Origin of the sequence: Halomonas sp. SpR8 (assembly GCF_031010195.1) — a bacterium.
Lineage (GTDB): Bacteria > Pseudomonadota > Gammaproteobacteria > Pseudomonadales > Halomonadaceae > Vreelandella.
Genome location: NZ_JAUAMC010000002.1, coordinates 286050 through 306003 on the forward strand (window position 1 = coordinate 286050; position 19954 = coordinate 306003).

The following is a 19954-nucleotide window of genomic DNA, read 5'->3' on the forward strand; positions in this document are numbered from 1 at the left end:
TAATCAAAGGCTTCAAAATCTTCTACTGGTTAGCTCACCCGGTAGTTGGGAGCTTCTTTGGTGATCTGCACGTTGTGGACGTGGGATTCGTTAAAGCCAGCGCCGGTAATTTGTACGAACTCCGGCTTGGTGCGCATTTCCTGAATATCGCAGCAGCCGGTGTAGCCCATGGAAGCGCGCAGGCCGCCCATCAGCTGGTGGACGATGGCGCCCATCACGCCTTTATAGGGCACGCGGCCTTCGATGCCTTCCGGCACCAGCTTTTCGGCGCCTTCGGCTTTATCCTGGAAGTAGCGGTCGGCGCTGCCCTGGTTCTCGGACATGGCGCCCATGGAGCCCATGCCGCGGTAGGCCTTGTAGGTACGGCCCTGGTAAAGCTCCACTTCCCCCGGTGCTTCTTCGGTACCGGCCAGCAGGCCACCGACCATCACGGCGCTGGCACCGGCGGCAATGGCTTTTGAAAGATCGCCCGAAAAACGGATGCCGCCATCGGCAATCAGCGGAATATCGAACTCTTTAAGCGCTTCGGCGACGTTGGAAACGGCGGTAATCTGCGGTACGCCAACGCCGGTCACAATACGCGTGGTGCAAATTGAGCCAGGGCCGATACCCACTTTGACGGCATCTGCACCCGCTTCGGCCAGCGCTCGGGCCGCAGCGGCGGTGGCGATATTGCCGCCAATCACCTGAATGGCCGGGAAGTTCTCTTTGATCCAGCGTACGCGATCAATCACGCCTTTGGAGTGGCCGTGGGCAGTATCTACCACGATCACATCTACCCCGGCTTCAACCAGTGCCGCCACGCGATCAGGCGTTTCCGGGCCGGTACCTACCGCAGCGCCGACCAACAAACGGCCATCGCTGTCTTTGGCGGCCATTGGGTAGGTGCGGGCTTTTTCGATATCCTGGAAGGTGACCAGGCCGCGTAGGTGGAACTGGTCATCGACAATCAGCATTTTCTCGATGCGGTGTTCGCGCATCTTGGCTTTGCTGGTTTCGAGATCGGTGCCTTCCTTGACGGTAATCAGTCGCTCGCGGGGGGTCATGATGTCCGCTACGCTGTCGCCGTGGTTGGGCTGGAAGCGCATGTCGCGCTCGGTCACAATACCTACCAGGGTTTCGCCTTCCACTACAGGAAAGCCGGAGAAGCCATTTTCCCGCGCCATGGCGAGCAGGTCTTCCAGCTTGGCTTTGGGGCTAACGGTCACCGGGTCTTTCACAATGACGCTTTCGTGTTTTTTGACCTTGCGCACCTCGGCGGCTTGCTGGGTCATGGCCATGCTCTTGTGGATAATGCCGATACCGCCTTCCTGGGCCATCGCAATCGCTAGACGCGCTTCGGTAACGGTGTCCATCGCAGCGGATACAAGCGGAATATTGAGCGAGAGATTACGAGTCAGGCGGGTTTTGAGGCTGACATCCTTGGGAAGAACATCGGAGAAGCCGGGAACGAGGAGTACGTCATCGAACGTTAGTGCTTCTTGGGCCAAACGTAGCATAGCGGCAACACCCTGATTGAGAGGAAGTGGGGCGTGAAAGGTTAATCGCCTATTATAGCTTTTTGAGGGGTGCCCCAGCAATGCAGTCGCACTGCTGTGCTTATACCTATTGCTAATGACGTATGCTGTTAGGCTGATTGTGCCGTTATTTTGGTAGGGCCGACTACTTTCATACAAGGCTTGGCTATTTTGAACTAAGGCAACGCTATGCAGGAAACCGTAAAAGCCCTAACCGTCAGCCAACTCAACCAGCGTGCCAAGCAGACCCTTGAGCACGATGTGGGCGAGGTGTGGGTGGAGGGCGAGCTCTCTAACGTTTCCCGCCCCGCTTCCGGGCATGTCTATTTCACCCTGAAAGATGACCGGGCGCAGATTCGCTGTGCGCTGTTTCGTCAGCGGGCGCGGTTTGTCTCCGCGCCGATGCGCGATGGCGACCAGGTCAAGCTACGCGGGCGGGTATCGCTGTTTGAACCCCGCGGTGATTACCAACTGATTGCCGAGGCGGTGCAGGCCGCGGGCCTGGGCGAACTGCTGGCCGCCTTTGAGCGCTTAAAAGCGCAGTTGGATGGCGAAGGCGTGTTTGCCAATGCGCGCGAACTGCCCTTCCCACCGCGCAAGATTTTGATTTTAAGCTCTGCTACCGGGGCCGCTATTCGCGATGTGCTGGCAGTGTTGGAGGCCCGCTGGCCGCTGGCGGACGTGACGCTAATTCCGGTGCCGGTCCAAGGTGCGGAAGCCGCCCCGGCGATGATCGCCGCCTTGGGCCTGCTTAATCGTCAGGCACGGCTAGACCCTGAGCGCGATGTCATTTTGATTACTCGCGGCGGCGGCAGCCTGGAAGACCTGTGGGCGTTTAATAACGAGCACCTGGCCCGGGCGATTTTCCACTCCCGACTGCCGGTGATGTCGGCGGTGGGCCATGAGGTGGATGTCACCCTGGCGGATTTTGCCGCCGATATGCGCGCACCCACACCTTCAGCCGCCGCCGAACGGCTGGTGCCGGATCAAACCACCCTTAAGCGCCAGCTCGAGCACCAACACAGCCGCCTGCAGCGGGCCATGCAGGCGCGACTAGAGCGCGATAGCCAACGGCTGGATACTCTCCGCGCCAAGCTGCGCCACCCCGGCGAGCAGCTTAACCGCCAGCGCCAGCACTTAACTGCCCTCTCCCAACGGCTAAATCGCGCTATTCAGCAAACGCTCACTCAGCAGAAAGCTCAGGTAAACCAGCTGAGCAGACGATTAGCCAGTCAGGATATGGCACGGCTGCATCGGGCGGAAAGCGAGCAGGTCCATCAGTTGCAGCGCCGTCTAAGTAGTGCCATGCAGCGCCAGTTAGAAACTCGCCAAACACGCTTAGCCAGCGCGGCCCGCGAGCTAAACGCGGTCAGCCCGTTGGCGGTATTGGGGCGTGGCTATGCGATTGCCCAGGATGAGCAAGGGCAAGTGGTTCGGCGTGCGGAAGATACCCAGCCAGGCCAGAAGCTCAAGTTAAGCTTGGGTGAAGGCAGAGTAAGCGTGGAAGTAAAACGGCGCTACAAGAAGTAGCGCCGCTAGTGCTTCATCGACGGATATCAACTCAGCTTATTTCTTATCCTTGCTCGACTTCTGTTTTGAATCATCATCGTCGGCTTCGGGGTTAACGTGATGCGTGTCTGGCATCGGGTTAGCTTCTTCGTAATGATCGTCTTTATGTTTGGGCGCTTTCTCGTCTTTTTTACCGGCTTGTGACATATCACGTCCTCCAGGCTGTGAATAACGTTGGCATTACATTGCATGCTATTCACTGTAGTTCTTCACACGTAACTTGCAATCCATCGCCTCTCGCCTGAAAACGCTTACATCATAAAAATAAACCCAAAAAACAATAGTTTAATCACTAAAAACATCAAGCCCACCCAGTAAATTAGCAAACTAAATAAAGCTCATGCATTGCCGCTATTGCTACGTTTTCCAGCTCCCACGACACCCCATGAGAGCGGTTTGCACCTCTGGGTTACTCGGGTCTACATTAGACGTGGAGGTCTAAGGAAATAGACGCTAGCGCTGATTTATCTTCAGCCTAGATATCCTCGTATTCTGTGCCCACAATGGAGTGACCGCACATGAGTGATCAACAGCAACCTGCCCAACACCAAGACAAGCAGCCTGGCGATGAACACGCCATGCACCCTCAGCCTGAGTACATTCGCGAGAGCTATCGCGGCGCTGATAAGCTGCTCGATAAAGTGGCGATTATTACCGGCGGCGACAGCGGTATTGGTCGGTCAGTGGCCGTTCACTTTGCTCGCGAAGGTGCGGACAGCGTGATCGTGCACTTAGAAGAAGATAAGGATGCCGAAAAGACTAAACGGCTTGTTGAAGCGGAAGGTCGGCGCTGCCTCGTCTTGAAAGGCGATGTGGCTGAACCGGCGTTTTGTCGCGAGATCGTCAAGCGAACGCTCGCCCATTTCGGCAAGATAAATATCGTAATCAATAACGCCGCTGAACAGTACGATTGGGAGGATATTACCGAGATTCCTGACGACCAACTGCTGCGCACCTTTCAGACCAATATCTTTAGCCACTTCTATCTCAGCAAATCAGCTCTGCCCCACCTCAGCAAGGGCGACACCATCATTGCCACCTCATCGATCAATGCTTTTAAGGGCAATGACACGCTGATCGACTACACCGCCACCAAAGGCGCTATTCAAGGACTGGTGCGTTCTCTAGCCATGTCGTTGATGGACCGCGGTATTCGTGTGAATGCAGTGGCACCAGGGCCAGTGTGGACACCGCTCATTCCCGCCAGTTTCGATGATGAAAAAGTGGCTTCGTTCGGCGATCAGGTGCCCATGAAGCGCGCTGGCCAGCCCAGCGAAATGGGGCCTGCGTATGTCTACCTTGCCTGCGAAGAGTCGTCCTACATGAGCGGCCAAACGCTGCACTTAAATGGTGGGGTTATCTTAAATACCTAGAAGTATTACGCGTATTACCGGGGTGGCTTAGCGCCGCCTCTCACTGCCGTCTGGGAATAGCACTCGAATACGTATTGAGATGTAAGAGGTGTTTATCCGCTTGCTGCAAGGCTTCGAGCGTCTTAGGCCGATCAAATTCCGCCAATAAAGTACACAGTACTTCGGAGACGGCTAACGCAGGGGTTAGCGTATGGAAGAAGCTATCGCTTCAGCGGCGACACTTCACTATCGGTTAATGGAAACAATGCTCACAATATCTTTATAGATGTGCCAATCTCCTTGTCATGTGAATTTCTCACCGTTGGATAATAAGGGAACGAGGCTATGACGCGTATTCTTCACCGTGGTATCGGCACAGACCTACCTCATGCGGCGTCGGCGCAGGGCGTCTATATCACCGATACCTCGGGACGTCGCTATCTGGATGGCTCAGGCGGCGCGGCGGTAACAAGCGTCGGTCATGCCCACCCGGAAGTGCTGGCGGCCATGCGCTCGCAGATTGATAGCCTGTGTTACGCCCACACCTCCTTTTTCACCACTAACGCCGCCGAGGAGTTGGCCGAAAAGCTGGTGAATTTAGCCCCTGAAGGGCTGGATTATGTCTATTTGGTGTCGGGTGGATCAGAAGCGGTTGAAGCGGCCCTAAAAATGGCCCGGCAGTACTTTGTCGAGATTAATCAGCCCCAGCGGCGGCACATTATTGCCAGACGGCAGAGCTACCACGGCAATACTATCGGCGCGCTGGCAACCGGTGGCAATGCCATGCGGCGCCAGCAGTTTCAGCCCATCTTGCCTGAAACGCACCACGTATCGCCCTGCTATGCGTACCGCGATAAGGGCGACGATGAGTCGCCAGAGGCCTATGCTGCCCGGCTTGCCGAAGAGCTTGAGGCAAAGATTCTGGCACTTGGCCCTGAGGAGGTTATGGCCTTTGTTGCCGAGCCCGTCGTCGGGGCTACCTTAGGGGCGGTCGCTTCTGAGGCGGATTACTTCAAACGCGTGCGTGCCATTTGCGATAAATACGGCGTACTGCTGATCCTCGATGAGGTGATGTGCGGCATGGGCAGAACCGGCACCGTCTTCGCCTGCGAACAAGATGGGGTAACGCCGGATATCGTCACCATTGCCAAAGGGCTGGGGGGCGGCTATCAGCCAATCGGCGCGGTGATGCTATCGGCCAGCATCTACGCCAGCTTTGCCAATGGCTCTGGGCTGTTTCAGCATGGTCACACCTACCTGGGCCACCCTATCGCCGCCGCGGCCGCCAACAAAGTCGTTGAGATCATCGCACGACCAGAGACGCTGGCGAACGTTAATGCCATGGGGGCTAGACTGCAGCGCGGCCTTGAAGCGGCGCTCGGCGCATCACCTTATGTGGGCGACATACGCGGTAGGGGCTTGTTTCGCGGTATCGAGATCGTGGCGGACAGAGAGAGTAAAACGCCTTTCGATCCGGCGCGAAAACTTCACGCCAAGATCAAGCGGCAGGCCATGACGCGTGGCCTGATCAGCTATCCCATGGGCGGCACTATTGACGGCATTTACGGTGACCATATCTTGCTGGCACCGCCCTATATCATCGAGCCTAGCGAAGTCGATCTGATCATTGAGCGTATTGCCGATTCCATAGACGCCGCAATCGCAGAGTGATGGCATAACAAACAACTATCTGAAAGGAGCTCGCCCATGACATCGTCTCCCTGCCCGCCTATTTCCGACGCCGACTGGCCTGAGGAAATCACTCATCTACGCGAAGATTTTGCTGGCGGACTCAACGTTTATCGCACCATGGCCCATCACCCGGCTCTGCTCGCCGCCTGGGCTCCTTTGCGCCAACACGTTGTAAAGGAGAATGCGTTAGGCCCGGAATTAACCGAAGTGGTGATTCTACGTGCGGGGCTTCGTATGGGCGCGGCGTACGAGTGGGCCCATCATGTCAGTCGCGCGCTCGCCCTGGGTTTCTCCGAGGCTCGGATCAATGCGATTCGCGGTAACCCGGAAGGCGTTGACGGTCTTATCGTCAACGCCGTGGATGCGTTATTCGATGAGCGCATGCTCACCAAGGAGCAGGAAGCCGAGCTTGCTGCGGCAATCGGGCGTAACGCCGTCATCGATCTGATCGCCATGGTGGGTTTCTATTCGGTGCTGGGCTATTTGCTCAAAACCTACGACACACCGATTGATGAGAATATTCAACAAGAAGCGCAAAAAATGCCGACGCTGTTTTCAATAGCGCCAGGCTCCAGCTCATAAATCAGCTGTGCTAACGGTTCCCCCTTTTAAAAGCGGGTTACGTTAGTTGCTTGACCAGTACCTTCGATTTGCGGGCGTGATTGTAAGTTTCGCGTTTCAGCGGCGGCAGATCTTCCAGGCTGGCGGCGCGGAAGCCGCGCTCGACAAACCAGTGAGCGGTATGGGTCGTCAGTACGAAAATTTCGTTTAAACCGCGCTGGCGGGCGCGCCGTTCCAGCGCTTCCACCAGGCGCTCGCCGCGCTCACCGCCGCGGTAGCTGTCGTGAACTGCCACACAGGCCAGCTCGGCAATGCTGGTATCGGGAAAGACTTGCAGCGCGGCACAGCCAATTACCATGCCATCGCGCTCGATCACCATGTAGTCATCGATTTCGTGCTCTAAGCGCTCGCGAGAGCGCGCCACCAACATGCCGCGCCGCTCTAGTGGTTCTAGCAGCTCCAATAAGCCCGCCACATCGTTAAGCGTGGCCGGGCGTAGCTGTTCGTAGCGGTGCTGGGTAATCATGGTGCCCACGCCGTCACGGGTGAATAGCTCACCCAGTAAGGCATCATGATTGCGCCACGAAAGCAGGTGCGTGCGTGCCACGCCTTCCCGTGCGGCGGTACAGGCGGCCTGCAAATGGCGGGCTAATTCACTGCCCGGCACCGCGGCCGTTAAACGCGGCTCGGCTTCCGCTGGGGAGAGCTGGCGAAGCAGTGCACCGCCTTCATCTTCCAACCCTTCTGACTCACCAAGCAGAATCAGCTTATCCGCCTTCAGCGCCACGGCGGCATGCTGGGCGACTTCTGAGGCGTCTAGATCAAACACTTCGCCGGTGCTGGAGAAGCCAAGCGGCGGCAGCAGTACCAGCGAGCCTTTCTCCAGCAGGCCCTCAATCGCATTGGCGCGCACCCGGCGCACTTCGCCGCTGTGGTCGAAATCAACACCTTCGCGCACGCCAAGAGGCTTAGCGGTGACCAGATTGCCCGAAATCACGCTCAGCTCTACACCGTGCAGCGGCGTGCTGGGCAAGCCAAGCGAAAGCCGCGCTTCCAGCCATAAACGCTGGTGAGCGGCGACCTGCTCAACATGGGCCATCACAGCGCGGTCGGCCACCCAGCGGCCATCAATACGGGTTGGCTCGACGCCAGCGGCGGTGAGCGCTTCATGCACCTGGGGGCGAATGCCAAACACCACCACCAAACGCACGCCCAGCGTATGCAGCAGGGCCAAATCCTGAATCAGTTGCTCCCCTCGCCCAGACGCCATCGCTTCGCCTTCAATTAAGATGACAAAGGTTCGTCCCCGGTGAGCATTAATATAAGGGGAAGCGTTACGAAACCAATCAACAAAGGGGAAGCGCGTATCCAAGGGCCGCTCTCCGGCAGCAGGTGAAAGAAACAGGCGTTTAGCACATCTAACCTGAATACTTTAACAGAGCACGAAAAACAGCGGCACCTTCTAATGTCAATCTGCTCAATCTAATGCAGAAAAACATGAAGATGCCGCTGTGATTTTATCGCTTAGGTCGTTCTTAATGCGTTCGAGCTTGGGTGTACTGCGCTTTTGCTAGCTTATTTATGAGCCAAACATGCCTTTGAACATAAAGAAGAACAGAATCGCGAGGCCCGCACCCGCCGGCAGCGTGATCAACCAGGACATCACAATGGTGCCAATAACGCGCAAATTAAGCGCTGCCAAGCCACGTGCCAGGCCGACACCTAACACCGCTCCCACTAGCGTATGGGTAGTAGATATCGGCAAGCCGGTACCCGAGGCCAAGACGACTGTCGTCGCCGCCGCCAAGGTGGCCGCAAAACCGCGGCTTGGAGTGAGCTCTGTAATCCCGGTACCCACGGTCGCGATCACTTTATGGCCGTAGGTAACCAACCCCACTACAATGCCACCGCCACCAAGTACCAGTACCCACCAGGGCACTAGCGCGGCACTGTCGATGACGCCTTCGCTACGTACAACGCTAATAACCGCAGCGAGTGGGCCAACCGCGTTCGCCACGTCGTTGGAGCCGTGGGCAAAGGCCATGGCGCAGGCGGTAAAGATCATCAGTACGCCAAATACCCGCTCGACGTTGGCATAACCAAAATGATCGCTGGTGTTCTGCACGTATTTGACCCGTCGCTCCATCACTACGCCTAGCGCCATAATTATTAAGCCAATCGCAATAGAAATCAGCAGGCTCTGGCCGAAACTCAAGTGTAGCCCAATATGTTTCAGGCCTTTGGTCAGTGTCACCATTGCGACGATAAAGCCGACCAGGAAGATATAGCCTGGCACATAGCGTTTGGCCGCAGCAAAAGGATCGTCGTTTTCAAAAATCAGGTGATGAACCGACTTAAACAACACGAAACCGATCGTACCGGCAAGCAGCGGCGAGATAATCCAGCTAGAAGCAATTTGCCCCACTTTGCCCCATGCAACCGCATCAACGCCAAGCCCCACAGCCCCAAAACCAACGATGGCACCGACAATTGAGTGAGTCGTAGACACCGGCCAACCGCGTGCGGACGCTATCATCAACCAAATCGCGGCGGCTAATAGCGCGGAGAGCATTCCGTAAACCAGTAGATGCGGATTATCCGCCAATAATACGGGGTCAAGCATTCCCCCTCGAATGGTCGCGGTGACTTCACCACCGGCCAACCAGGCCCCCAGAAACTCAAAGATAACCGCGATAAGAATGGCTTGTTTGATGGTGATCGCTTTCGACCCCACCGAGGTTCCCATTGCATTGGCGACGTCGTTCGCACCAACACCCCAGGCCATAAAGAAGCCGAACAAACAGGCCAAGATAATGAAGATTTCACTGTGCTGGACAATAATCAGCATGAAGCTCCCCTTAGCGGGCTGTCAGGATCTGCAAACGGCTACCCACACGCTCGGCGCGGTCGGATAACTCGCCCACCCATTCGATGATCTTGTAGAGAAAGATCACATCTACGGGGGGCAGCTCGCTCTCAAGCGCGAACAGCTGGCGACGTATAGTCACCTGTTGATCATCGGCCTGGTGTTCGAGGACGTGCAGCTCACGAATCATTTTCTGCATCACATCAGAGACGTTTTTGCCAAAACCGGACTCCAGCAGGTCTTTAAGCTCTTCCAATGCCTGGCGAGCCTGTGCAACACACGCAATGCTGGTACGAATGTAGTCAAGCATCGGCTCGGCCAACTCATCCGGCACGCGCATTTTACGCCCCAGCATAATGCCGGTAATGTCGCGCACCTTATTGGCGATTTTGTCCTGCACACTGATCAGGTCGAGCAAGTCAGACCGCGACACCGGTAGAAACATGGTGTTGGGCAGGTTCAACCGCAGATCTGTTTTCAGCGTATCGGCATCGTGCTCTAAGCGGGTGACGTTTTCGCGCAGCTCCGCTGCTTTGTCCCAGTCATCAGCAAGGGTTGCCTCAAAGAACGGCAACAGCTGATCGGCGCATTCATTCGCCTTGACGATATGGGCCAGTAGCGGCTGGAATGGCGAGCGGCCAAACATCGAAGAAAAAGGATTGGAGGTAACCATAGTGCCTTTAAGCCTGTTTTCGGGAAGCCTGGAGATGGCGGCGCCAGTATAATGAGTGTGCTCGCCGCCGTCATGAAAAGTTCATAAATGTCATCAAATATTCACTCAAATGCCACAATACCAAGGTAGCTAGTTTCATGAAAAACCCCAATCCAATGGAAGTAGAGCTTAAGCTAGCGCTTGGCCCGACAGGCCCCAGCACCCTGCTTGAGCAGCCTTTCCTGAATACCACCAGCGCCCGCCAACAAACGCTGGCCAATAGCTATTTCGATACGCCGGAAGGCGATTTGGCTAAGGCGCGCCTCGCCGTTCGCCTGCGCCAAGTGGATGGCATCGTGCTGCTTACGGTGAAAACGGCAGGCCAAGGCGGTGGTGGGCTTTCTCAACGACAGGAGTGGGAGTGGCAGGTGTCTGGCCCCGCGCTAGATCTAGCGGCGCTCGCAAAGTTGCCCCCTTTTCAGGGTGAACTCGCCCATGCATTGCCTGCGCTGGCGCCTCAACTGCGTACCGACTTCTCACGCCGCAGTTGGCAGTTAACCGGTTTAGCAACGCCAGACGCCACAAGCCAGGGCAGCCATATCGAACTGGTATTGGACGAAGGTGAGATTATTAGCGGTGGCTACCGCACACCAATTCGCGAAGTGGAGCTTGAGCTGAAAGATGGCGACCCTGAATCGCTGTGGACACTCGCTCTACAACTCGCCGAGCAGGTTCCGCTGCGCCCCTCAGACAGCAGCAAAGCAGCGCGGGGCAATGCGCTAAGCGAACAGCGCTGGCTTCTACCTGAAGCGCACTCGCCAGCAGAGTGGCTACACCGTGCTACGCTGGCGCTAGATGCCTACCACGACAGCCAGCAGGCGGCCTTTTTAACCGGAGCTCAAGCGGCGTTGATACAGCTTGCCGAACACCCGGCGCTCGACGATTCGGCTCGCGTTTTTGCCCAGGCGCTTCCCCGCGCACTAGGTGCCGATGGCCAGCCAACGGCTGCTTATGGTAAAGCGGCGTTGACACTTGCGCATCGCTTGGCTTACCAAACCGCGCTACGCTAACATTTCTCGTTATTTCAGGACTGGATTGAGGCACTCTTCAGGATAATGCAATGAATTTACACTTAACCCCCGGTGCGGAAGGCCTGCGCGCCCGACTGTTTCATATCATTTTCGAGTCTGACACACCGGGGGCGAAAGCGTTTGATATCGCCTTGATCGTGGCCATTTTAATCAGCGTCGCGGTTATTCTGCTGGATAGTATTGAGATTTATGCCGAGCGCTATGGGCTCATTTTCTTCTACATCGAGTGGGCGCTGACGATACTGTTCAGCATTGAGTTGCTAGTACGAATTTACTGCCTTGAACGCCCTTTAATCTATCTAAAAAGCTTTTACGGCATCGTTGATTTAATCGCTATTTTACCCACCTGGCTGGTACTGCTGGTGCCAGGGGCGCATGCGTTGGTGATTGTCCGCCTACTGCGGGTGCTACGTATCTTCCGCATTTTGCGATTGATGGAGTTTGTCGGCGAAGCAAGCCTGCTAATGGATGCTCTCAAACGCAGCATGCGTCAAATACTGCTGTTTTTTTCGGCTATTTTTATGGTGGTCACGCTTTTTGCAGCACTGATGTACACCATCGAAACGCCGGAGGCGGGCTTTACCAGCATTCCCATGTCGATGTACTGGGCCATCGTGAGCATGACCACGGTCGGCTACGGCGATATTGTGCCCGCTACGGCGTTAGGCAAAGCGATCACCATGGTGCTGATGCTACTGGGCTACTCAGTTATCGCCGTGCCCACCGGGGTGTTCTCTGCCCAGGTGATACGCTCGATTCGCGAGGAGCGCTACTCCGAAGAAGCCTGCCCCGGCTGCGGGCACGACCGCCATGACAAAAAAGCCCGCTACTGCCTGCGCTGCGGCACTTGGCTGGATGAAAATAGCGAAGACCCGCGTAACAAAGACGAAGATAGCCACGAGGAAGACAAAAACGCGCCCCAAGACGGCTAAGTCTGAGGCGCGTAGTGTTTTCATTGAGTGCGGGATGGAGTGGTTATTTAACCGGTCACTCCACTTCGTGAGGGGCGTCCCAGGCGTCTAACTCAGCATCGCTCCATGCGCCATAGGTCGCGTTGGGGAACACGATCCAGTCCTTACCAAACCGCTCGGCATTCTCTTCAACCAGCTCGTGCTGCTGTTCCAGATCGGCACCGGCGAAGTCACCTGCGAAATCGTGTAGCGAGTCGCCTAGCTGCATTACCAGGGTGTGGTTCTCAACCACCTCGGCGCGGCGCTCCGCCTTAGCAGGCCCTAATAGCATCACGCTCTGTTCAGAAACCTGGGGCAGCTCTAGCGCTTCTAGAGTGGCAATCGTATCGGCCTCGTTCTCCTGGTAGCGGTCTGAGACGTAAAAAATCGCCACGCCCTGCTCGTCCGCGAAATCCAGAAACGCTTTGGCACCCGGCATTAAGCGCGGCTCACCCTCACGCTCCCAATGCTTCCAAGTATCCCAGGTGGTGTAGTCGTGGCATGCCTGCATATCGCGAACCAACAGCGCGCTATTATCCAGCACCGTTTCATCCAGGTCGGTAATGATAGCCAAGTCGTCGCTGCCACCATGCGCCTCGATCTGATCCTCAAGCCGGTAAGTGGCGAGGGCAAATCCCTGGCGCTGCAAGGCGGCCGCTTCTGCAGACTGCTGCTGATAACGCAGACCCATCGCATAGGCTTGCTGAGCACACAGTTCTGCGCCATCGCTAGCCGCGTGGCTGGTCAGCGGTAAAGCGGTCAGGCTGGCTAACGCTGCCAGAGTGCAGAGTCGAGAGGTGAAAGGCATTGTCATTGAATGATCTCCTGGGATAGGCGATCTCAAAAAGACGAGGCGACTCCTCGCCTTAAAGGACCACGATTTATTATCGAAAATAAGCATAAAGAGCATATTTTATTTTCATTGAACATTCAAATAACGATAAAACAGAGCAAATTCCTGCTCGATCTGCCTACGAGCCAGAGATTTGCCTTGAAAAGTGCTTTTAGCCGACGAAAGGAGAAGTGTCGCCGCGTCCTTCGCGAACAATTTTGGGCGGCAGTTCGCGCAGGTCGATAACGCTGGTGGGATCCAAATGGCATGCGCCGCCATCAATAATGGCATCCAGGTGGGCACCAAAACGTTCACGGATCTCTTCTGGGTCGTTCATGGGCAGGTCATCACCTACCGGAATCAGCGTGACGCTCATCAACGGCTCGCCTAACGCCGCCAGTAGCGCATGAGTAATGCGGTGATCCGGCACACGCACGCCAATCGAGCGGCGCTTGGGGTGCAGCAGCAGGCGCGGCACTTCGGATGTTGCATCCAGAATATAAGTATAGGGGCCAGGCGTGTGGGCTTTTAGCAGCCGGAACACGTCGTTATCTACCTTGGCATAGGTACCAATTTCCGATAGATCAGAGCACACCAGAGTAAAGTTGTGCTTATCGTCCAATGAACGCAGCCATTTAATTTTTTCGATGGCTTTTTTTTCGCCCAAGTGGCAGCCCAGGGCATAGCCCGAGTCGGTGGGATACGCCACCACGCCGCCTTTACGAATGATCTCAATGGCCTGATCGATCAAGCGCTTTTGGGGGTTTTCTGGATGAATCTGAAAATACTGGCTCATAAGTTACTCCTGTCCGTAGGCTCTATGCATAAACAATTCATATAACACAGTGTAAACGTTAGCGAATCATCTCGCTGCAAGCGTGCCTGCTGGCGCCTCGCGCAGATGCACCAAGCGCGGATGCTGCCATATCGGTAGCGCCGCCGTGCGCGGAATTAAGCTCATACTCCCGGGTGCCGCGTGGCTGCCGGGAAAGTGAAAGTCGCTGCCCATGGAGGCATACAGCTCACGCTCGACCAGTTGACGCGCCAGGTCACGGGTGCTGTCCGGGTTCTGCTGGCCGCTAACTAGCTCGACCGCTTGCCCGCCCGCCGTCTGAAAGGTGTCCATCAACAGCCCGCGCTTACGCCGGGTTAAACCGTGGCGCAGCGGATGGGCAATCACCGCCACACCACCAGATTCGACAACCCAACTCACGGCTTCGCTGATTTCCGGCCAGTGAGCTTTAACATCACCCTTCTTGCCGCTGCCCAAATAGCGCTTAAACGCGCTGGCCCAGTCGGGCACGACGCCTTCAGCCACCAGCGCGCGGGCAAAGTCAGGACGACCAAGAGGGCGGTCGCTGCCAGCGTGCAGGCGCGCTTTTTCCAGGGCGTTGGATAAACCGATTTTTTCCAGCCGCTCGGCAATCACCTCCGCGCGCTGAATTCGCGCTTCACGCTGCTGAATCAAACCCTCCACCATTGGCCCCTTTAAGCCGCCGGGCAGTAGCGCGACAACGTGGATATTCACACCTTGCCAGCGTGTGGATAACTCACAGCCAGGCACAAGGCACAGCCCAGCTCGCTCAGCCGCGCGGCCCGCTTCTTTAATGCCGTCCATGGTATCGTGGTCGGTAAGCGACATATGCGTCAGCCCGCGCTCAGCGCACAGCGTTACCAGCTCGGTGGGCGTTAGCGCGCCATCGGAGGCAGTAGAGTGCATGTGCAAATCAACCGGGTAGCGTTGGTCGGCATCAAAGGTGTAAGGGAGTCGGGGCATAAATGACGCCGTGTGGGCAGTTTGTCAGAATGCGCTTTTAAGATAGTGTAAAACGCGTTGTTCAGCGGTGAATGACGTTCACAGCAAGCCAGAACAGTGAGTAAGATATGGTGCGCGCTTAAGCCAGTGCGGTCAATTAGCGGTCACATTGCTTCCCCGTTTTATCAAGGAGTTATATAAAAATGCTGTATGCCATTATCAGTGAAGATGTCCCCAATAGCCTAGAGCGTCGCTTGTCCGCTCGACCCGACCATCTGGCGCGCCTGGAAGCATTGCGCGATGAGGGACGCATCGTCTTAGCGGGGCCTCACCCTGCTATTGACGCTGAAAATCCCGGCGATGCGGGCTTCTCCGGCAGTCTTGTGGTGGCAGAATTTGAAAGTCTTGAGGACGCCCAAGCCTGGGCCGATGCGGATCCTTATATGATTGCCGGCGTCTATGCCAAGGTCATCGTTAAGCCCTTCAAAAAAGTGTTGCCTTGATCTCCAAAGGCGAGTGTGGAGGGTCCACCGGGGTTGCAAAGAGTTTTTCACAGAGCCTGTGGAAAACTCTGTGCAAACCCGGCGGACGCTTTGCGCTAACCCAGAGATAGCGCCAGCGCTGGCAAATTGATCGTTTTTTAACCACCTATTCACCAAGATGGATACCTGCTTGACCCAACGCCCAAACGCTTTACCTCCCCTAGCGGCATTAACCACGCCAACACTTACCTGGAACGAGGGAGCGCCTCACTCGCAGGCGTTTGATGATGTCTATTTCACCCGTGGCGATGGGCGAGCGGAAACCGAGCATGTCTTTCTTGACGCCAACCACCTTCCTGAACGCTTTGCCGCTTGGCAGGCAACGCGCCCCTTCGTAATCGGGGAAACGGGATTTGGCACCGGCCTCAACATGCTCTGCGCTTGGGCCTGTTTTGAACAACATGCGTCCCCTAATGCCCGCCTGCATCTGTTATCCACAGAGAAATTTCCCCTTGAGCGGCATGCGCTTGAACAAGCGCTCTCGAGCTGGCCTTCACTCGCCCGTTATGCACACACGCTGTGTGCCCAGTGGCCCGCTCCGGTAAGCGGCATTCACCGCCTGCACTTAACCGAGCGCGTCACGCTTGACCTCCACTTCGGTGATACCACCGAACGCTTAGCGCAATTAGACGGCCAGGTCGACGCCTGGTTTTTAGACGGCTTTGCGCCCTCTAAGAATCCCGATATGTGGCAGCCTGAGCTATTTAACGCCATGGCCGCCCGCTCGCGCCCTGGCGCTACTTTCGCGACGTTTACCTGCGCGGGGATTGTTAAGCGCGGCTTGAGAGCGGCAGGCTTTAACTGGAAAAAAGTGCTGGGTTATGGCCGCAAACGAGAAATGCTTGCGGGCAGTATCGAGACGCCGCCCGTCGACCAGCGCCGCCAATCAACACCTTGGTTTACCCCACCGCCGGTGACGGCTGTAAAGCACGATGCGATGAACGTAGCGATGCACGTAGCAGTAGTCGGTGCAGGCCTTGCAGGAAGTAGCATGGCGGCAGCGCTGGCTAGACGTGGCATTAAGATGACGGTCATTGAGCGCGAAGCCCCCGGCGCGGGCGGCTCGGGCAATCGCCAGGGCGTGCTGTATGTAAAGCTCGCCGCTGAGACCAATCACCAGAGCCGTGTTTATCTCGCGGGATTACTCTATAGCCAGCGCTGGCTGGCGCAGCAGCACGCCTCCCAAGCCTTATGGCAGCCCTGCGGCGTGGTGCAACTGGCGAGTAGCGATAAAGAGGCTCACCGTCAGCAGCGTTTTATTAACAACCACCCACTGCCCAGTGACGTCGTCACCTGCATGGAGAATCCGACGCTAGCCGCTACGGCAGGCATAAGGGTTGACGCCCCCCACGGGCTCTATTATCCACAGGCAGGCTGGGTACGCCCTAAGGCGCTTTGTGAGCACTTGCTTAGCCAGCCAGGCGTTAGCGTGCAGCAAGGCGACGTTACCTCACTGACCCAACGTGAGGGTGGCTGGCAGCTTAATCTTGCCGATGGCAGCACATTCGAGGCGGATCAGGTGGTGATTGCCAGCGCCCATTTAGCCAATCGCTTTGCCCAAACCGAAGCGCTGCCGCTGCAGTCGGTGCGCGGCCAGATTAGCGAAATGAACCTGCCTGAATCAGTATCTGGCCCCAAACGGGTGGTTTGCGCGGGGGGCTATGTCGCCCCAGCTCTGGATGGCGTGCTGACCTTCGGCGCCAGCTTTGTGCCTAATAACGCCACAATCGATGTGACGGCGGAGGATCACCAGCGCAATATTGATGAGCTGCGTCAAACGCTGCCTGCATTGATAGAAGAGCTAGAACAGGCGGGAGCAAAGCTTACCCCTGCAAACCTAAAGGGCCGCACGGCGGTGCGTGCAGCAAGCCCCGACAAAACCCCTTACGCAGGGCCAGTGCCGGTAGCCGAGGCGTGGCGCGCTGACTATGCGCTGCTCAGCAAAGATGCCACTCGCGTGGCGGATACGCCTGGCGAGCACTACCCCGGTCTGTGGATATCGACGGCCCACGGCTCGCGGGGATTGGCCAGCGCACCACTGTGCGCCGAGGTGATTGCCTCACGAATATGCGATGAACCAATGCCACTTGAAGCGCCGCTGGTAGATCATCTTCACCCAGGGCGGCGGATTATCAGTGCGATTATTCGCGGCGCGAACACTTTAGGCACCTCTGATTAGCCGAAAGATTTAGATATCACCCTCTTCCTCATCGTCGGCTATATCTCTGCCAAACGACCGCCATCGAGCCAGAGTCATCACTTCGGTCATCTCTAGCTCTAAATCATGGGCGATGATTAGCTCGTTGCGTTCAAGCTGCTTTTTCAGCTCGGCTACCCAGCCGTGCATTCCCTCGCCCGTGGTATCGGTGGTGTCGTAGCCTTGGCGCGTCACAAATGCCTCTAGTAACGCATCAAGGGTTTCCGGTGGCAGCATTCTGGCGGGCACTTCAATAAAACGACTCATTAACGCTGCTCCCACGCTGCCAAACGTTCAATAAAGGTGGCTTCATCAATCACTTCGACGCCCATCTGCTCGGCTTTGGTAAGCTTGCTGCCTGCCGCTTCACCTGCCACCAAACAGGTGGTTTTTTTCGAGACGCTGCCCGCCACCTTGGCGCCCAGCGCTTGCAAGCGTGCCTTGCCTTCATCACGGGTCATGCTCTCAAGCGACCCCGTCAGCACCCAGGTTTGGCCTTCCAGCGGCGTCGGGCCCTGGGTGACTTCCGCTTCTTGCCAAATAATGCCAGCTGTACGTAATGCAGTAATGGTTTCCTGATTATGCGGCTGGCGGAAGAAAGTATGCACATGGGCGGCCACAATCGGGCCTACATCATTAACCGTTTCCAGCGTGGCCAGTTCAGCGTCTTGAACACCTTCCAGGGTGCCAAAGTGATTGGCAAGGTTCGCCGCCGTTGCTTCGCCTACTTCACGAATGCCCAGCGCGTAAATAAACCGCGCCAGGGTGGTCGATTTGGCAGTTTCGAGGGCATTGACCAGATTCGTCGCTGACTTCTCGCCCATCCGCGGCAGGCTTTGCAACTGTTCAACAGTTAAGTCGAACAAATCGGCGGGGGTTTTTACCCAGTCCAAATCGACCAGTTGCACAATCAACTTTTCGCCTAAGCCGTCAATATCCAGCGCCTTACGGCTAGCGAAGTGTTTGAGCGCCTCTTTACGCTGCGCCGCGCAGTAAAGGCCGCCCGAACAGCGCGCCACCGCTTCGCCTTCCAAGCGTTCGATTTCAGAGCCACACACCGGGCACTGTTGGGGGAAAACAATGGCCCTAGCATCAGCCGGCCGCAGCTCGCTGTGTACACCAACTACTTGGGGAATAACGTCTCCCGCCCGCCGAATCGATACCGTATCGCCGATCATTACACCCAGGCGTTTGATCTCATCAGCGTTGTGAAGCGTGGCATTGGAAACCGTCACGCCCGCTACGGTAACCGGCTCAAGCCGCGCTACCGGGGTAATTGCCCCGGTGCGCCCCACCTGGAACTCTACATCGTTGAGGATGGTGACCTCTTCCTGGGCAGGAAACTTAAACGCCACCGCCCAGCGCGGCGCGCGGGCGACAAAGCCAAGCTCACGCTGGTGGCGCAAGTCATTGACCTTGATCACCACGCCGTCGATATCAAAACCTAAGCCATCACGCTTTTCACCCAACTGTTCACAGTAATCAGCGACGGCTTCGGGGCCTTTGACAATTTTCAGTTCACTACTAGAACGAAAGCCCCAATCTTTAAGCCTTGCCATCTGGCGGCTATGAGTTGGAATCACGCTGTCATCTAAATTTGCCATATTAATGCGGGCAACTTGGTAGGCGTGAAACTCTAGCGGGCGTTTCGCGGTAATGCGCGGATCTAGCTGACGCAGGCTGCCCGCCGCTGCATTACGCGGGTTGGCAAATACCTTGCTGCCCTCTTCCCGGGCGCGCTCATTGAGCGCCTCAAAACCGGAATGACGCATAATCACTTCGCCACGTACTTCCAAAAGCTCAGGGACGTTTTTGCCCAGCAGTTTTAACGGCACCGAGCGCAGCGTGCGCAGGTTAGACGTAATGCCTTCGCCGGTACGGCCATCACCCCGCGTCGCCCCACTAACCAGAATACCCTGCTCGTAGACCAACGATACGGCGGCGCCATCCAACTTGGGTTCGCAGGTAAACTCAAGCTCGTCAGCGGTGCACTCCAACCGCTCGGCTACCCGTTCGGCAAAGGCGAGAATATCGTCACGGCTAAAGGCGTTATCCAGCGACAGCATAGGAATAGCGTGAGCCACCGTGGGGAAGCCGTCCGCGGGTGCTGCGCCAACGCGCTGGGTCGGCGAATCAGGGCTCACCAGCTCTGGATGTTCGGTCTCCAACCGCAGCAGGCGCTGGAATTTGCGATCGTAGTCGGCATCCGTGAGCGTCGGTTCATCCAGCACGTAGTAGCGGTAGTTGGCCTCATCCAGGGCAGCCCGCAATTGGGTAATCTCTTCCAACGGTTTAGAAACAGACTGACTCATTTAATGGGTTCCAGTACTAGCGAATAGCGGCCACAATCAATGCAAAGCCTAAAGAGTGTCAAAAA

The 19954-nt window shown here is 56.6% G+C and carries 18 protein-coding genes; 8 read left to right on the forward strand and 10 right to left on the reverse strand.

From position 1 onward, the window contains the following. Positions 1–29: 29 nt before the first annotated feature. The gene (gene guaB, locus QT230_RS04675; RefSeq protein WP_308320426.1) at positions 30–1499 is read right to left on the reverse strand and encodes an IMP dehydrogenase; all 1470 of its coding nucleotides are present in this window, start codon (positions 1497–1499) and stop codon (positions 30–32) included. 207 nt (positions 1500–1706) lie between these two features. Between guaB and xseA the strand changes: the two genes are divergently transcribed. After that, the gene (xseA, locus tag QT230_RS04680) at positions 1707–3047 is read left to right on the forward strand and encodes an exodeoxyribonuclease VII large subunit (RefSeq protein ID WP_308320427.1); all 1341 of its coding nucleotides are present in this window, start codon (positions 1707–1709) and stop codon (positions 3045–3047) included. A 36-nt stretch (positions 3048–3083) separates the two neighbouring features. On the opposite strand, the gene QT230_RS04685 is transcribed toward xseA, so the two are convergent. Continuing rightward, positions 3084–3233 (reverse strand): hypothetical protein, encoded by a 150-nt coding sequence (locus tag QT230_RS04685; RefSeq protein WP_308320428.1) that lies wholly within the window; start codon positions 3231–3233, stop codon positions 3084–3086. A 371-nt stretch (positions 3234–3604) separates the two neighbouring features. On the opposite strand from QT230_RS04685, the gene QT230_RS04690 reads away from it, so the two are divergent. From QT230_RS04690 to QT230_RS04700, 3 genes are all read left to right on the forward strand, one after another. After that, positions 3605–4459, forward strand: coding sequence for an SDR family oxidoreductase (locus QT230_RS04690; RefSeq protein WP_308320429.1), 855 nt, complete (start codon positions 3605–3607; stop codon positions 4457–4459). A gap of 324 nt (positions 4460–4783) precedes the next feature. Continuing rightward, the gene (locus QT230_RS04695) at positions 4784–6109 is read left to right on the forward strand and encodes an aspartate aminotransferase family protein (protein WP_308320430.1); all 1326 of its coding nucleotides are present in this window, start codon (positions 4784–4786) and stop codon (positions 6107–6109) included. A 36-nt stretch (positions 6110–6145) separates the two neighbouring features. Beyond that, the gene (locus QT230_RS04700) at positions 6146–6712 is read left to right on the forward strand and encodes a carboxymuconolactone decarboxylase family protein (RefSeq protein ID WP_308320431.1); all 567 of its coding nucleotides are present in this window, start codon (positions 6146–6148) and stop codon (positions 6710–6712) included. 37 nt (positions 6713–6749) lie between these two features. Here the strand turns inward: QT230_RS04700 and argA are convergent, their stop codons facing one another. From argA to QT230_RS04715, 3 genes are all read right to left on the reverse strand, one after another. Continuing rightward, positions 6750–8063, reverse strand: coding sequence for an amino-acid N-acetyltransferase (argA, locus tag QT230_RS04705; RefSeq protein ID WP_308320432.1), 1314 nt, complete (start codon positions 8061–8063; stop codon positions 6750–6752). A gap of 207 nt (positions 8064–8270) precedes the next feature. After that, positions 8271–9539 carry an anion permease gene (locus QT230_RS04710; protein WP_308320433.1) on the reverse strand — a complete coding sequence of 423 codons (1269 nt, stop codon included), beginning with the start codon at positions 9537–9539 and terminating at the stop codon, positions 8271–8273. A gap of 10 nt (positions 9540–9549) precedes the next feature. Continuing rightward, a complete protein-coding gene (locus QT230_RS04715; protein ID WP_308320434.1) occupies positions 9550–10230 on the reverse strand; it encodes a TIGR00153 family protein in 681 nt (226 codons plus the stop codon). Between the two features lie 137 nt (positions 10231–10367). On the opposite strand from QT230_RS04715, the gene QT230_RS04720 reads away from it, so the two are divergent. Together QT230_RS04720 and QT230_RS04725 are read left to right on the forward strand one after the other, a co-directional pair. Further along, positions 10368–11279 carry a CYTH domain-containing protein gene (locus QT230_RS04720; protein WP_308320435.1) on the forward strand — a complete coding sequence of 304 codons (912 nt, stop codon included), beginning with the start codon at positions 10368–10370 and terminating at the stop codon, positions 11277–11279. 50 nt (positions 11280–11329) lie between these two features. Continuing rightward, positions 11330–12232, forward strand: a complete 903-nt coding sequence (locus QT230_RS04725) for an ion transporter (protein ID WP_308320436.1) — start codon at positions 11330–11332, stop codon at positions 12230–12232. A gap of 55 nt (positions 12233–12287) precedes the next feature. On the opposite strand, the gene QT230_RS04730 is transcribed toward QT230_RS04725, so the two are convergent. The 3 genes from QT230_RS04730 to QT230_RS04740 form a co-directional block, all read right to left on the reverse strand. Continuing rightward, the gene (locus QT230_RS04730) at positions 12288–13064 is read right to left on the reverse strand and encodes an HAD family acid phosphatase (RefSeq protein ID WP_308320437.1); all 777 of its coding nucleotides are present in this window, start codon (positions 13062–13064) and stop codon (positions 12288–12290) included. Positions 13065–13254: 190 nt separating this feature from the next. After that, entirely contained in the window at positions 13255–13878 is a 624-nt protein-coding gene (locus tag QT230_RS04735) for an L-threonylcarbamoyladenylate synthase (RefSeq protein WP_308320438.1), read from the reverse strand. Between the two features lie 66 nt (positions 13879–13944). Next, positions 13945–14859 (reverse strand): PHP domain-containing protein, encoded by a 915-nt coding sequence (locus QT230_RS04740; RefSeq protein ID WP_308320439.1) that lies wholly within the window; start codon positions 14857–14859, stop codon positions 13945–13947. Positions 14860–15041: 182 nt separating this feature from the next. On the opposite strand from QT230_RS04740, the gene QT230_RS04745 reads away from it, so the two are divergent. Next, positions 15042–15341, forward strand: coding sequence for a YciI family protein (locus tag QT230_RS04745; protein WP_308320440.1), 300 nt, complete (start codon positions 15042–15044; stop codon positions 15339–15341). A gap of 169 nt (positions 15342–15510) precedes the next feature. After that, on the forward strand, positions 15511–17559 hold the full coding sequence (gene mnmC, locus QT230_RS04750) for a bifunctional tRNA (5-methylaminomethyl-2-thiouridine)(34)-methyltransferase MnmD/FAD-dependent 5-carboxymethylaminomethyl-2-thiouridine(34) oxidoreductase MnmC (RefSeq protein WP_308320441.1): 2049 nt from the start codon (positions 15511–15513) through the stop codon (positions 17557–17559). A gap of 9 nt (positions 17560–17568) precedes the next feature. Here mnmC and QT230_RS04755 read toward each other — a convergent pair whose 3' ends face one another. Together QT230_RS04755 and ligA are read right to left on the reverse strand one after the other, a co-directional pair. Beyond that, positions 17569–17844 (reverse strand): YheU family protein, encoded by a 276-nt coding sequence (locus QT230_RS04755; RefSeq protein WP_308320442.1) that lies wholly within the window; start codon positions 17842–17844, stop codon positions 17569–17571. Next, the gene (gene ligA, locus QT230_RS04760; RefSeq protein WP_308320443.1) at positions 17844–19889 is read right to left on the reverse strand and encodes an NAD-dependent DNA ligase LigA; all 2046 of its coding nucleotides are present in this window, start codon (positions 19887–19889) and stop codon (positions 17844–17846) included. Before ligA ends, QT230_RS04755 begins: the two co-directional genes overlap by 1 nt. Positions 19890–19954 lie beyond the last annotated feature (65 nt).